Raw genomic sequence first — 13,230 nt, forward strand, 5'->3', positions numbered from 1 at the left:
ATCAAACAGATAGGAAATGTCGCCGATCGCTTAAATAAGATCCTTCGCGATGCTCAGGATGACAATCTAAAAAGGAGAGATATCCAACCTAATCTCTAACTCCATCTCTGGTCACTAACCCCGCCTCCGTCACTAAATATTCATATCCTGAATTAAATCTATAACCATCGGTATAAAAAATTAAATTTGCGGTGCAAATAGATTAACCCTCTTGGAAAGAACATTAATTATAGGAACGCGCGGAAGCGAACTGGCGCTATGGCAAGCCAATTTTGTGAAGGATAGCCTGGCTAAGGTAAACATCAATGCTGAGTTAAAAATTATTAAAACCCAGGGCGATCGTATCCTGAACTTAAGTTTTGACAAACTTGAGGGCAAAGGTTTTTTTACCAAAGAGCTTGAAGAAGAACTATTGGCCGGCACTATTGATTTAGCCGTTCACAGTCACAAAGATCTGCCTACAGAAAATCCGCCTGGATTAATCATTGCTGCAGTTTCAGAGCGCGAGAACCCGTCTGAGTTGTTATTAATATTGAAAGACTGTGTTGACGTAAAGCAAAAGCTTTCAGTTAAGTATGGGGCTATTGTAGGTACGTCGTCCAATCGTCGTAAAGCTCAGTTACTGGCTTACCGCCCTGATCTGGAGATAGAGGACCTGCGCGGCAATGTGCCTACCCGTATCAACAAACTGCGCGAAGAAAACTATGACGCTATTATGCTGGCTAAAGCCGGTGTTACCCGCCTGGGTATTGACCTGAGCGAGTTTCATGTCGAAGAATTAACCCCAAATGAAATTGTACCCGCACCCGCGCAAGGCGTACTGGCCATACAGATCCGCGAAAGCGATACGGAGCTGTTTGAGGCGCTGCAGGTATTGCATCATCCCGGGGTAGCCGAGGAACTATCGGTTGAGCGCACCGTATTGAAACTATTTGGCGGCGGTTGTCATCTGCCCTTGGGCTGTTACTGCAAAAAAGATGATGACGTTTTCCAGGTATTCACGTCAAAAGCCGATGAAGGCGACCAGTTCCCTGATCGGTTATTTCTGGAGGCTGGCAAAACCGAAGGGTTGGCAGAACAGGTTGTTGCAAAGTTTAATTCAGAAAGGAAATTACCGGCCAGCGTATTTATTTCGCGCGAGGTATCTGAGCAAAGCTATTTCCGCAGGGCGCTGGCAAAACACAATATACAAATTGACGGCCGCTCGCTGATACGTACCGTGCCGGTGATTACCAAGCTTGATCCTTATATTTTAAAATACATTAACTGGATATTCTTCTCGAGCAAAAATGCCGTGGAGTACTTTTTTCAACTTAACCCGGTATTACCAAAGGATGTTAAGTTTGGGGTGATGGGAGCCGGCAGTGAAGAGATGCTGCGCCGGCAGGGCCACTTCGCCGACTTTACCGGGCTGGGTAATGACTCAACTGAAATAGCCGAAGAATTTGCAAAGATTGCGAACGGTACAAATGTGTTGTTCCCGGGTGCTGAAGAGTCGTTGCGGAGTGTTCAAAAAGGTTTATCAAGTGATACTAAAGTAATAGACCTTGCTGTTTATGAAACAGTATTGGAAGATGAAGTAGAAGGTTCGGGAGCCGATGTGCTGGTGTTTACCAGTCCGTCAAATGTCGATGCATATTTTGCTGATAATTTACTGGACCCATATCAAAAAGTTATAGCCATAGGGAAATCGACCGGTAAAAAATTTGAAGAAATGGGTGTAAAATACACGCTGCCTTTCTCGCCCGACGAAGTAGGTTTGGCTGAGGCGGTGTTTGGATTATAATTATAGTCATTAAGTCATTGGGTCATTAGGTCACTGGATAGTGAAAAATGACTCAATGACTTAATGACCCAATGACATAATATGTTACAACGACCAAGAAGAAACCGCAAGAGTGAGGTAATCAGGCAGATGGTGCAGGAGACGCACGTAAGTGCAGCTAACCTGATATTCCCGCTGTTTATTGTTGAGGGTGAAAATCAGAAGAGTGAAGTGGCTTCCATGCCGGGTATTTATCGTTATTCGATAGATAATTTGCTTCGCGAGGTTGAAAGCTGTATGAGCCTGGGTTTGAAGGCGTTCGACCTGTTTCCGAACATTAGCGAAGAGCTAAAAGACAAATATGCTACTGAAAGTCACCGCGAAGAAGGTTTATACCTGCGTGCTATCCGCGAAGTAAAAAAACACTTCCCTGAAGCCTGCGTTATTACCGATGTGGCGATGGACCCATACAGCAGCGACGGTCATGATGGTATTGTGGAGAATGGTCATATCCTGAACGATGAGACTTTGGATATATTGGGTAAGATGTCATTAGCACAAGCGCAAGCCGGTGCCGATATTATTGCGCCAAGCGATATGATGGATGGCCGGGTAGGTTATATACGTAATGTGCTGGATAATAATGGTTTTACCAATGTTTCCATCATGTCTTACTCTGCTAAATACGCCAGCGCGTTTTATGGTCCGTTCAGGGATGCGTTGAACTCGGCGCCTAAATTTGGTGATAAAAAAACTTACCAGATGAACCCGGCTAACCAGCGTGAAGCTTTGATAGAATCACGCCTGGACGAAGCAGAAGGCGCAGATTTCCTGATGGTAAAACCTGCACTGGCTTACCTGGATGTGATTAAACTGATAAAAGACGATACAGAACTGCCGGTAGCCGCCTACAACGTAAGCGGTGAATACGCCATGCTGAAAGCCGCCGTACAAAAAGGCTGGCTTAACGAGCAACGCGCAGTAACCGAAGTACTAACCAGTATCCGCCGTGCAGGAGCTACAGCGATACTGACCTATCACGCTAAAGAGGTTTTAGAGAATAAGTGGATTTAGAAAAGTAAAAAGTCAAAATTCAAAAGTAAAAATAAGGGAGGCTTTTGAATTTTGACTTTTAAATTTTGACTTAACAAAATGTTAGACTCAATAAAAAAGATATTTCAGGGAGAGGGCGAATTACCGGTAAATACTACAGGTAAACCGGATATAAGCAGGGAAAAATCTGCTGAGTTATATGCTAAGGCCAAGACGTATTTCCCGGGCGGGGTAAACTCGCCGGTACGTGCGTTTAAGTCGGTTTATGGCACGCCGCTATTTATTAAAAAGGGCGATGGCAGCCATATCTGGGATGCTGATGATAATGAGTTTATCGACTTCTGTGGGTCATGGGGGCCGCTGATTTTGGGCCACAACCATCCAAAAGTTAAAGAGAAAGTTATCGAGGCAATGCAGAATGGTATGTCATTTGGCGCTCCTACAGCGCTGGAGAATGAGTTGGCCGAGCTGATCCTGAAAAATAATAAATACATTCATAAACTGCGTTTTGTAAGCTCCGGCACAGAGGCGGTTATGTCGGCCATACGTTTGGCCCGTGGCTATACCAAACGCGATAAAATATTAAAGTTTGAGGGCTGTTACCATGGCCATTCAGACTCATTGTTAGTTAAAGCAGGTTCGGGGTTGGTTACTTTTGGCGAAACCTCATCGGCAGGCGTGCCCAAATCATTTGCCGACGAAACCGTTGTTATAGGCCTGAATGATATCGAGGCGCTGAACAAAGCCTTTGCTGAATTCAAAGATCAGATTGCTGCGGTAATCATAGAGCCTATCCCCGCAAATAATGGCCTGTTGTTGCAAAGCAAAGAGTACTTGCAAGCCCTTCGCGATAGCTGTACTAAAAACGGCTCCCTGTTAATTTTTGACGAGGTGATTTCGGGTTTCCGTGTTGGATTTGAAGGCGCCGCGGGCTATTACCAAATACAACCTGACATCATTACTTATGGTAAAATAATTGGGGGTGGTTTACCGGTAGGCATGTATGGCGCGTCGGCCGAAATTATGGGTCATATCTCGCCTGATGGTGGTGTTTATCAAGCCGGTACCCTATCAGGCAATCCGGTAGCTATGGCGGCGGGTATTGCACAGTTAACCGAGCTGTTGCGTATGGGTTTTTACAAAGATCTGCACAAAAAGACGGAAGAATTCACCGAAGCTATTCAGCGTTTTGCTACCGCCCGTAATTATAAATTTAAGGTATTTAGCATTGGCTCCATATTTTGGTTTGCCTTTACAGATAAGCCGGCAATAAGTACCGCTGATGAGATAGACCCGGCGAGCATGGAGAAATTTAAAGTAATGCACCGTGAATTGATCAATCGGGGGATTTACCTAGGTCCCTCAGGCTATGAGGTTGGTTTTATATCATCCGCCCATACCAAGATCGATCTGGAGAAAGCAAAAAGAGCTATATTTGATAGTCTGGATTTAGTATTTAAGAAATAGGCCCCACCCAACCCTCCCAAAAGAGAGGTTTTTAATTGGGGATAAAAATATAAGTTTTAAAAATGCTTCTCCCCTTTGGGGAGATTGAGAGGGGTTTATGAAACGCTCATTTGTAATATTTTACGCACTTATAACGTATGCACTGGCCGAGCTGGTTTGGTGGGGCTACATGCTGGTTAAATCGCAGCCCGGCCGCATTGGCATGATTATGGGCGAGGGGATGGTGTTTGTACTGGTGTTTGGCATCGGTGCCATTTATCTGCATAAATCATTCAGGCGCGAAAAGAAATTGCAGGAGCAAAAAAAGAACTTTCTGCTATCAGTTACGCATGAACTAAAATCGCCGCTGGCATCTATTAAACTGATGCTGCAAACCATACAAAAAAGAAATCTGAACCGGGAGCAAACCTTAGACTTTATTGATAAAGCCTTATTGGATATTGAACGCCTTGATGACATGGTTGAGAATATGTTGCTGGCATCAAAAATTGAAAATAGTTCGTATACCTTTCCTAAGGCGCATTTTAGTTTGTCTGTTTTGGTTGATAGTATTGTTAATCGTTTACAAATCACTAAATGCGATGGTAATCAGCAAATTATCAATGCGGAAATAGAGCCTAAAATTGAATTTGACGGCGATAAGTTTGCTTTAACATCCGTGGTAACCAATTTGATAGAGAATGCTATAAAGTATTCAAAGCCTTGCGAAACGGTTGATGTTAAACTATTCTCAAAAGACAATAAGATCTATCTGCAGGTAGCCGATCATGGTATTGGCATAGCAGATGAAGAGAAATCACGGATTTTTGAAAGATTTTATCGTGTGGGTAGCGAAGATACCCGCAATACAAAAGGAACCGGCCTGGGTTTGTATATTGTAAAACAAGTGTTAGACAAGCATGAGGCCAGCATCAGGGTCAAAGACAATCGCCCTGTTGGAAGCATATTTGAGGTTGTCTTTGCACTAACTTAAATCACAACATAAAATGTCTGTTAGAAAAAGAATTTTACTCGCCGAAGATGAGGAACATCTTTTAGAAGCTATCAAATTAAACCTTGAGTTAGAAGGTTACAAGGTTTCAACCGCTAACAACGGTAAAAAGGCTTTACAAATATTTAAAGAAGAGCGCTTTAACCTGGTTATTCTGGACGTAATGATGCCCGAGATTGACGGTTTTGTGGTTGCTGAAACCATCCGCCTGGAAAACTCGGATGTGCCGATTATGTTCCTGACCGCCAAAAATACTAATGAGGACAAAATTGCCGGGTTAAAAAAAGGCGCCGACGATTACTTAACCAAACCCTTTAACCTGGAAGAACTGATATTGCGTGTTAATAACCTGATAAAACGCAGCCTTAAGGGCGACGATTTAAAAGAATTTAACAGCTATAAAATTGGCGATAAAACCATTCACTTTAATTCATTTGAGCTGGTTAACGGCGATGGCAGTATTACCCCGTTGACAAAAAAGGAAACGATGCTGTTGAAGCTACTGATTGAACGTAGAAACGAAGCTGTATCGCGCGAGCAAATACTGGAAACGGTTTGGAATTACGACGTTTACCCTTCAACCCGTACAATTGATAACTTTATCCTTACGTTCCGTAAATATTTTGAACCCGATCCTAAGAACCCGATCTATTTTCATTCAATCCGCGGCGTGGGGTATAAATTTACAGATCAGCACTAATTAATGTTTACCAATAAGGCACGCATACTTGTTATAGGTATTTTTGTTATTGCTGCGGCTTTGGCCATTAATTTACGCGAATATGAACTGGCCGCTATTGTAGGCATGTTTGTTTTGCTGTTGATATGGGGCTATTTTAAAGAAGGAACTATTGTAATGGCGGCCAAGGCTTTTCATAATAAGAATTATGAAAAAGCTGAATCGTTACTGCTGCAAATAAAGAATCCCAACTGGCTTAGTAAAAAGCGACGCGGTTTTTATGAGTTTATCTATGGTGGAATATGCCTGCAAAGGCAAGATTTTGCCGAAGCCGAAAAGCACTATGAGATAGCCGCACAATATCCGTTACGGTCGGTAAACGACCATGTGGCGGCACTGGTACATGTGGCTAACTTAAGTATCCGCCATAACGATTTTGAAAAGGCTAAAGCTTATTTGGCATTGGCCGATAAACAAGAAGAAAAAACAACGGCTAAAATGAAGGAAGTGATTAAACGTCTTCATAAGGAGTTGGATAATAAATAAACTGTAGAGACGCGATGCTTCGCGTCTTTTGAAACATCCAAATAATAATACAAGGAGACGCGATGCATCGCGTCTCTACAAGCAACAAATGAACGATCTTTTCATCAAAGCAGCATTTTCACAGAAAACAGAGCGCCCACCCGTATGGATGATGCGCCAGGCAGGCCGGTTTATGCCGCAATACTGGGAAATAAAAAATAAATACACTTTTCTGGAAATGTGCAAAACGCCCGAAATAGCAGCCGACGTAACCATGTTACCGGTTGATTTATTGGGCATTGATGCTGCCATATTATTTTCAGACATCCTGGTAACCGGCGAAGCCATGGGCGGCGACCTGAGCTTTGAGCAAGGAGTTGGGCCACGGTTTGCTAACCCTGTGCGTACACAAAGGGATATTGATAATCTGAATACTGATTGCCTCGAAAACCTGCAATATGTTGCCGATGCTATTAAGGTTATTCAGCAACGCTTAAATGGTAGCATTCCGCTTATCGGTTTTGCCGGTGCGCCATTTACCGTGATGAGCTACCTGGTTGAAGGCGGATCGTCAAAAGACTTTAAACTAACCAAGCTGATGCTGCATAACCAACCAGGTTTGGCGCATCAATTATTATCAAAAATTGCGGCAGTTACGGCCGATTATCTGAATCTGCAAATTGCAGCCGGTGTTAACGCTATCCAGATATTTGATAGTTGGGCGCAAGCGTTGGCCTGGGACGATTATAAAGAATTTTCGCACCAATACATTGCTCAGATCATCAGCAAACTAAACAGAAAAGATATTCCGGTGATTTCTTTCTGTAAAGGTAGCTCGGTTTTTGCACCGTTAATGGCCGAAGCCAAACCCGATGTTATTTCTATCGATTGGAACGTTGATCTGCTGGATATCAAAAAGCGTTTGCCGCAGGGTATCGCTGTTCAGGGTAATCTTGACCCGCATATTTTGTATGCCGGTAAGGAAGTAATAAAAGAAAGAATTCATCGCCTGTTTGAGCGCATGCGCGGCGAAAGCGGTTTCATTTTCAACCTGGGTCATGGTATTATGCCCGACATCCCGTTTGATCATGTGAAGTATGCGGTGGAGGTGATAAAGGAGTATAGTTACTAAATAGAAATAATGGGTGTCACCCTGAGCGCGTCGAAGGGCGAGCGTGAGGCCTTTGTCCGCGTGCTTCGACAGGCTCAGCATGACATCTGTTTGTAAATTAAGGGTAGATGTACCAATACGTATTAGCCATACACATTATCTTTGTAGTCTGCTGGATGGCGGGGCTATTTTACATGGTGCGCCTTTTTATTTACCATACCGAAGCGCAGGCCAAGCCCGAGCCAGCGCGTACCATCTTATCTGAACAGTTTGAGATCATGGAAAGGAAGTTGTGGTGGATTATTACTACACCTTCGATGTACCTGGTGTTGGCCGCCGGTATCACCATGCTTTGCCTTATGCCTGCATGGCTACAGATGGGCTGGATGCATATTAAGCTGCTGTTTGTTGCAGGGTTGATAGCCTACCATTTCATCTGCCAGCAAAAGATGAATCAAATGCGCAAAGGCATCTATAAATGGACCTCAACCCAATTACGCCTTTGGAATGAATTGGCTACGCTTCTGCTTTTTGCTATAGTGTTCCTGGTAGTGCTTAAAAACGCGCTGAATTGGATATTTGGCGTAGTGGGAATTATTGCTTTCTCTGTTATATTGATGATGGCAGTGAAAATCTATAAGCGTTTTAGGGAAAAGAAATAATAAAGGGTGGCTATATGTTAATTGCAGTTTTATGCCGTAATACATAAACGATCTCGTCTGCGGCATCTTCTTTACTTACAAATTTATTAGCCGCGTCTAAAATAAAGCCATTTTTAATTAAAATTTTACTGCTTTTTGAATTATCAGGATGTGTCACTGCAATTATTGCATACAGCTGCATTTCACTAAATCCATATTTTATAACCGCCTTTATGGCTTCCTGCATTAAACCCTTCCCTTGTTGAGCAGGCATCAATTCGTAACCTATATCAGCAGTTTGTCTTTTTAAATCAAAATTCCAAAAGCATATGGTGCCTATTAATGTCGGGTCGGTCTTAAGGCATATTACCCAGTAAGCGCCTGTATTTTTATTCAATAATTCTGTAATGTTTTTAATAAACGCTTCTGCTTCGATGACGTTGCTAGTAGCCGATCTGTTAAGGTAACGATTCACTTGCTCGTCAGACCGTAACTTTGCCAGGTCGCCTGCGTCAGTTAGCAACAGCATTCTTAATACTAACCTCCTGGTAGTTAATACCGGAAAAGGATTGAAGTCAAGTTTCAAAATTTAATCGTTTATTTACTCTGGGTCGGCGATACCTGATATTTAATGTTAAAAATAGACAAATAAAAAATAGTTGCATCAGCATGCAACCATTTTCGTCTAAGCTTCATCTTAGCTATAAATGATGTTACTGAAACCTACCTATACAATTGAAGAACTAATAACCCGCAGCAAGACTGGCGAGCGTAAGGCGCAGGAATTGCTCTATAAGCAGTTCGCCTCAAAAATGCTCGGCGTTTGTATGCGCTATGCGACGGATAAGATGGAGGCAGAGGATATGTTGCAGAACGGGTTTATAAAAATGTTTAAGAAGCTGGAAGACTACAGAGGTGAAGGTTCTTTCGAGGGATGGTTGAGGCGGATAATGGTACATAGCTCGATAGAGTATTATCGTAAACATCATAAAATGATTCAGGTAATAGATGTAGCCGAAATGAGCGATGAACCATCGGTTAACCCTACCGCAATGGCTACCATGAGCGCGCAGGATTTGATGGGTTTGATCAATCAGCTGTCGCCGGGTTATAAAATGGTGTTTAACCTCTATGCTATTGAGGGTTATTCGCATCGCGAAATCGCGGAGATTGTAGGTATTACAGAAGGCGCTTCGAAGTCGCAATTGTCAAGAGCCCGCGCAATTTTAAAGGATTTGGTAGTAAAAATGGAGGTAAAGAATTATGGATATGCAGGATAAAGATTTTGATAAATTATTTAGCTCAAAATTTGACGATTTTGAGGTTGAACCGTTGCCAATGGTATGGAAGAACATTGCCGATGAGTTGGAAGGCAAAAAGACTGCGCTGCCATGGATGAGCTATCTGAGTATGGCCGCTGCTGTTGCAGTGGTATTTACTACAGGCTGGTTGTTTTTACGTGGCAATACGCAATCGGGCCAAAAACATCATAATTATGCTAACCTGGTTAATCATGATAGTAAACCACAAGTAACCCCTGTAGTAAAGCAGTCTGAGCCGTTGGTGAGTGACAGTGCATCAGCTAATAAAGCTGAAGCCGAAACGGTGGTTTCCAATAACAATCATCAGCATAAAACCATGTCGCCGGTAAATAAAGCAACTGAGCCGGTAACCTATAAAACTGATGACATAGTCAAAGTGCCGCAGCAAGAAATAAATAGTGATCAGCAATTGATAGCGCAGGCCACAGCGCCGGCAACTGCACCAGCCAAACCAATTATGCCCGATGTTCAGCTATCGCCCAAAACTATTGATGCCGTGGCCGCTACACCGGTTGAAAAACCTGTGGTTGTTACAACAGAAAAGGAAACAGAGGAGACTCCACGGAAGCGTGGTATACATAACCTTGGTGGTTTGATTAATGCGCTGGTATCAAAGGTTGACAAACGCCCACATAAATTTATTGAATTTAGCGATGAGGCTGATGATGACGCTGAAACCAACTTAACTGCGGTAAACATGGGCCCGCTAAAATTTAAAAAACAATAGTCAATATATATTCTTACATACAATCTAAATACATAAACACATGAAACGTCTGTTAATGACTGCATTATTATGCGGTGCGGCAAGCCTGAGTTTTGCCCAAACTACAACTACTACAACTACTGTAACAGTAACGAATGGCAAGGATACTACTGTTAAAACTATCGATAAAATTAACCTTGTGCGCCATAAGGGTAAATCATCGGGATTCAATTTTGGAATTACCTTTTCAAGGTTTGACCTTGGTTTGACCACACTTATTGATAATGGCAGTTTCACCCTGTCGCCTAAAAATGATTTTTTGAGCTATCGTTCATGGAAGTCAAGTAACGTGGGGTTTGATTTGCTGCAATTTGGCTATCGCTTTAACCCTAACTTTAAAATCTATTTGTCTGGCGGTTTTGACTGGACGCTGATACGTTTACGTAAAGATATTACCATTCAAAGAAACGCGCCCGAACTGACCTACGTTACTGACAGCATCCATTTCAGCAAAAATCGTTTCTCGTCAACTTACCTGCGCATCCCATTGTCGTTTGAGTTCAGGACCAAGGAATATGCCAACGGCAAACGTTTTCGTTTTATTGTTGGTCCGGAGGCTGGTTTATTGCTGGGCGGTCGTGTTAAACAAATAAGTGACGAACGTGGCAAACAAAAGTTTGATGACGACTATCACTTTGCCAAAATGCGTTATGGTGCATTTGCACGTATAGGCTACGGCTCATTTGGATTATACTCGAAGTACTATTTCAACGACATGTTTGAGAACAGCCCGGCACAAGCAGGATTAAAAAACTTTGCCTTCGGTTTAACCTTCGGCTTTTAAGCAAATCAACCCTGCATATACCATGCAAAAGGCGGTTCAACAGAAACCGCCTTTTGTTTTTATCTTTGCCGCATGAGCGATGCGTCTTTTCTACAGGCTTTATCCGTAAGCAAAACCTATCCGGGTGAGCGAGTGGCAGGAGTTAAGCAAATCAGTTTAAATATACAGCCTCAACAAATTACTGCTATAATTGGCGAGAGCGGCAGCGGCAAAAGTACATTGTTAAGACTGCTGTATGGACTTCTGTCTCCTGATGAGGGACGTGTATATTTTAAAGGCGAACGTATCTGGGGACCTGAGGAAAAGCTGATCCCCGGACACGATGCGATGAAGATGGTAACCCAGGATACCGACGGGCTAAACCTGTTTGCCAAAGTATGGGATAACGTGGCTGTATTACTGCCCAATACCGACGTTGCTGCTAAAAGGCAACGTACCGAAGACGTGCTCAGGCAACTTAACATACATAAACTGGCCGATAAGCAGGCTTTCTTTCTGAGCGGCGGCGAAAAACAACGTGTAGCCATTGCCCGCGCTCTGGCCACGCGGCCAGAGGTATTGTTGCTGGATGAACCGTTTAACCAGGTCGATACCTCGTTTCGTGAAGGTTTGCAGCAGGATATAAGGCAAATTGTTCATGATACCGGTTTGACGGTGATCATGGTGTCCCACGACCCGGCCGAGGTGCTGTCAATGGCTGATGAGTTGATTGTGTTGAAGGACGGCGAGGTAATTGAAGCGGGGCACCCTAAGGCTTTATATCAAAATCCGCAGAACTTATACACCGCCAGGCTGCTTACCAATTGTAACGTGTTAACAAGGGAAGAAGCTGCACAATGTGGTATCGACGCCAGTTCAGCCGAGGTAGTTATATATCCAGAGTGGGCCAACCCAACCAGTAGTTGGACCCGCAAGGACTGGATGGTTAAGCAAGTGCTGTTTAAAGGTAATCATGAAGACCTGCTGGTTACCAAAGGCGATATCACATTACGCTTATTGAACGATGAGGCTGATAGGTATAAGGTAGGCGATAAGGTACATATCAAGATCAATAAATACCTGGAGTTTTAGGCCAAAGTGTTCCGCTAAAAAGTGAAACACTTTGAAACACGTTTTTAGGTTAAATGATTAATAATCAACTATTTGAATAAAGTAGCTGAAACACTTTGAAACAGTAGTAATACTTTAACATATCTCCATAACTGCATAGTAATAAGTAACTTATGGTATTTTGCGTATTTGCGCAAAAAAGGAGTGAAACACCCAAAGTGAAACATGCCTAAATTACTTAGGTATACAAGCTGCAGCCTGATTTTTAAAGCGAATGCTTTTGGATTGTTGAGCATAATCAATAATTTTATCAGCTTATCCAACTAAACCTGTTTTGCCTCATGAAATCAGCTTTGCTTACTATATTATTTGCGCTGCCTCTTTTTGTTGCTGCGCAAGACATCCCCTGGAAAAAAGAGCGCCCCTTAACCTGGGCCGACTACAAAGCAAAGCCTGATAAAATGTCTGATGGCGGAGCCGCCACCTACAGCAATATTGGTTACTACGTTCAACCTTTACGTTCAGATACAGGTTATCGGTTTTCTGTAACGGTGCGTTGTGTGTTTCTCGGCGACCGGTCATGGGTGAAATATCGGTTTATGACCGATGGTATGTTAGATCATGAACAACTTCGTTTTGATATCAGCGAGCTCTACGCCCGCAAACTTTACGATGCACTCACCAAAGTAGTTTACTCAGACAACTGGAAGGAAGAAATGCGGCAAATATATGATGGTATAAGAGAAGAATGGTTTGCCGCTAACCGCAGGTATAATAAGCAAGTCTCTATTCTTGATGCAGAAAAGCAGGCGGCCTGGGATAAAGAAATTCGGGGTGAGATAGCCAGGCTCCCATCGTATTAATTTTGGCGAAAATCAGTATAGATATTAGCAACCGCAATGCTTTTAAAACAAATAGCGCAATGTGAATATTATAAATTAAAAAACACTATGCTATGAAAAAGAACGTATTAAAAATGCTGGTGTTAGCTGCGGTATGCGCAACATTGGCAACAAGCTGCGGCCCACCACGGCAATTGGCTAAACCACCTGCGCCACCGGCGCATCCGGCGCCAT

14 protein-coding genes and 1 pseudogene are annotated in these 13,230 nt (G+C 43.0%); 13 read left to right on the forward strand and 2 right to left on the reverse strand.

The features are described from left to right. Positions 1-211 precede the first annotated feature (211 nt). The 8 genes from hemC to ACFS5N_RS13970 all read left to right on the forward strand — a co-directional run bounded on the left by hemC (position 212) and on the right by ACFS5N_RS13970 (position 8,253). Positions 212-1,786, forward strand: coding sequence for a hydroxymethylbilane synthase (gene hemC, locus ACFS5N_RS13935; protein ID WP_377186642.1), 1,575 nt, complete (start codon positions 212-214; stop codon positions 1,784-1,786). A gap of 81 nt (positions 1,787-1,867) precedes the next feature. Continuing rightward, positions 1,868-2,839, forward strand: a complete 972-nt coding sequence (hemB, locus tag ACFS5N_RS13940) for a porphobilinogen synthase (protein WP_377186645.1) — start codon at positions 1,868-1,870, stop codon at positions 2,837-2,839. Positions 2,840-2,917: 78 nt separating this feature from the next. After that, positions 2,918-4,285, forward strand: coding sequence for a glutamate-1-semialdehyde 2,1-aminomutase (hemL, locus tag ACFS5N_RS13945; RefSeq protein ID WP_377186648.1), 1,368 nt, complete (start codon positions 2,918-2,920; stop codon positions 4,283-4,285). A gap of 97 nt (positions 4,286-4,382) precedes the next feature. After that, the gene (locus ACFS5N_RS13950) at positions 4,383-5,258 is read left to right on the forward strand and encodes a sensor histidine kinase (RefSeq protein ID WP_377186651.1); all 876 of its coding nucleotides are present in this window, start codon (positions 4,383-4,385) and stop codon (positions 5,256-5,258) included. Positions 5,259-5,271: 13 nt separating this feature from the next. Continuing rightward, a complete protein-coding gene (locus ACFS5N_RS13955; protein WP_377186654.1) occupies positions 5,272-5,976 on the forward strand; it encodes a response regulator transcription factor in 705 nt (234 codons plus the stop codon). A 3-nt stretch (positions 5,977-5,979) separates the two neighbouring features. Beyond that, on the forward strand, positions 5,980-6,501 hold the full coding sequence (locus ACFS5N_RS13960; protein WP_377186657.1) for a tetratricopeptide repeat protein: 522 nt from the start codon (positions 5,980-5,982) through the stop codon (positions 6,499-6,501). A gap of 88 nt (positions 6,502-6,589) precedes the next feature. Beyond that, entirely contained in the window at positions 6,590-7,612 is a 1,023-nt protein-coding gene (gene hemE, locus ACFS5N_RS13965) for a uroporphyrinogen decarboxylase (RefSeq protein WP_377186660.1), read from the forward strand. A 107-nt stretch (positions 7,613-7,719) separates the two neighbouring features. Continuing rightward, the gene (locus ACFS5N_RS13970) at positions 7,720-8,253 is read left to right on the forward strand and encodes a CopD family protein (RefSeq protein ID WP_377186663.1); all 534 of its coding nucleotides are present in this window, start codon (positions 7,720-7,722) and stop codon (positions 8,251-8,253) included. A gap of 10 nt (positions 8,254-8,263) precedes the next feature. Here ACFS5N_RS13970 and ACFS5N_RS13975 read toward each other — a convergent pair whose 3' ends face one another. Continuing rightward, a complete protein-coding gene (locus ACFS5N_RS13975; RefSeq protein WP_377186666.1) occupies positions 8,264-8,818 on the reverse strand; it encodes a GNAT family N-acetyltransferase in 555 nt (184 codons plus the stop codon). 124 nt (positions 8,819-8,942) lie between these two features. Here ACFS5N_RS13975 and ACFS5N_RS13980 point away from each other — a divergent pair, with 124 nt between their 5' ends. The 5 genes from ACFS5N_RS13980 to ACFS5N_RS14000 all read left to right on the forward strand — a co-directional run bounded on the left by ACFS5N_RS13980 (position 8,943) and on the right by ACFS5N_RS14000 (position 13,017). Next, on the forward strand, positions 8,943-9,512 hold the full coding sequence (locus ACFS5N_RS13980; protein ID WP_377188485.1) for an RNA polymerase sigma factor: 570 nt from the start codon (positions 8,943-8,945) through the stop codon (positions 9,510-9,512). Then, positions 9,496-10,281 (forward strand): hypothetical protein, encoded by a 786-nt coding sequence (locus ACFS5N_RS13985; protein ID WP_377186669.1) that lies wholly within the window; start codon positions 9,496-9,498, stop codon positions 10,279-10,281. The genes ACFS5N_RS13980 and ACFS5N_RS13985 overlap by 17 nt, the downstream gene beginning before the upstream one ends. Positions 10,282-10,321: 40 nt before the next feature. Then, entirely contained in the window at positions 10,322-11,104 is a 783-nt protein-coding gene (locus ACFS5N_RS13990; RefSeq protein ID WP_377186672.1) for an outer membrane beta-barrel protein, read from the forward strand. A 72-nt stretch (positions 11,105-11,176) separates the two neighbouring features. Beyond that, positions 11,177-12,175: an ABC transporter ATP-binding protein gene (locus tag ACFS5N_RS13995; RefSeq protein WP_377186675.1), complete on the forward strand. Its 999-nt coding sequence runs from the start codon at positions 11,177-11,179 to the stop codon at positions 12,173-12,175. A gap of 320 nt (positions 12,176-12,495) precedes the next feature. After that, positions 12,496-13,017 (forward strand): hypothetical protein, encoded by a 522-nt coding sequence (locus tag ACFS5N_RS14000; protein ID WP_377186677.1) that lies wholly within the window; start codon positions 12,496-12,498, stop codon positions 13,015-13,017. An 85-nt stretch (positions 13,018-13,102) separates the two neighbouring features. Here ACFS5N_RS14000 and ACFS5N_RS14005 read toward each other — a convergent pair. After that, a pseudogene (locus tag ACFS5N_RS14005) lies at positions 13,103-13,222 on the reverse strand (hypothetical protein); the annotation flags it as partial. Positions 13,223-13,230: the final 8 nt, after the last annotated feature.

Origin of the sequence: Mucilaginibacter ximonensis (assembly GCF_042686265.1) — a bacterium.
Taxonomy (GTDB): domain Bacteria; phylum Bacteroidota; class Bacteroidia; order Sphingobacteriales; family Sphingobacteriaceae; genus Mucilaginibacter; species Mucilaginibacter ximonensis.

Coding starts and splice junctions, on each gene's coding strand:
- hemB (WP_377186645.1), top strand. CDS start 1,868: ATGTTACAACGACCAAGAAGAAACCGCAAGAGTGAGGTAATCAGGCAG.
- ACFS5N_RS13950 (WP_377186651.1), top strand. CDS start 4,383: ATGAAACGCTCATTTGTAATATTTTACGCACTTATAACGTATGCACTG.
- ACFS5N_RS13970 (WP_377186663.1), top strand. CDS start 7,720: ATGTACCAATACGTATTAGCCATACACATTATCTTTGTAGTCTGCTGG.
- hemE (WP_377186660.1), top strand. CDS start 6,590: ATGAACGATCTTTTCATCAAAGCAGCATTTTCACAGAAAACAGAGCGC.
- ACFS5N_RS13995 (WP_377186675.1), top strand. CDS start 11,177: ATGAGCGATGCGTCTTTTCTACAGGCTTTATCCGTAAGCAAAACCTAT.
- ACFS5N_RS13955 (WP_377186654.1), top strand. CDS start 5,272: ATGTCTGTTAGAAAAAGAATTTTACTCGCCGAAGATGAGGAACATCTT.
- hemL (WP_377186648.1), top strand. CDS start 2,918: ATGTTAGACTCAATAAAAAAGATATTTCAGGGAGAGGGCGAATTACCG.
- ACFS5N_RS14000 (WP_377186677.1), top strand. CDS start 12,496: ATGAAATCAGCTTTGCTTACTATATTATTTGCGCTGCCTCTTTTTGTT.
- ACFS5N_RS13960 (WP_377186657.1), top strand. CDS start 5,980: ATGTTTACCAATAAGGCACGCATACTTGTTATAGGTATTTTTGTTATT.
- ACFS5N_RS13980 (WP_377188485.1), top strand. CDS start 8,943: ATGTTACTGAAACCTACCTATACAATTGAAGAACTAATAACCCGCAGC.
- ACFS5N_RS13990 (WP_377186672.1), top strand. CDS start 10,322: ATGAAACGTCTGTTAATGACTGCATTATTATGCGGTGCGGCAAGCCTG.
- ACFS5N_RS13985 (WP_377186669.1), top strand. CDS start 9,496: ATGGATATGCAGGATAAAGATTTTGATAAATTATTTAGCTCAAAATTT.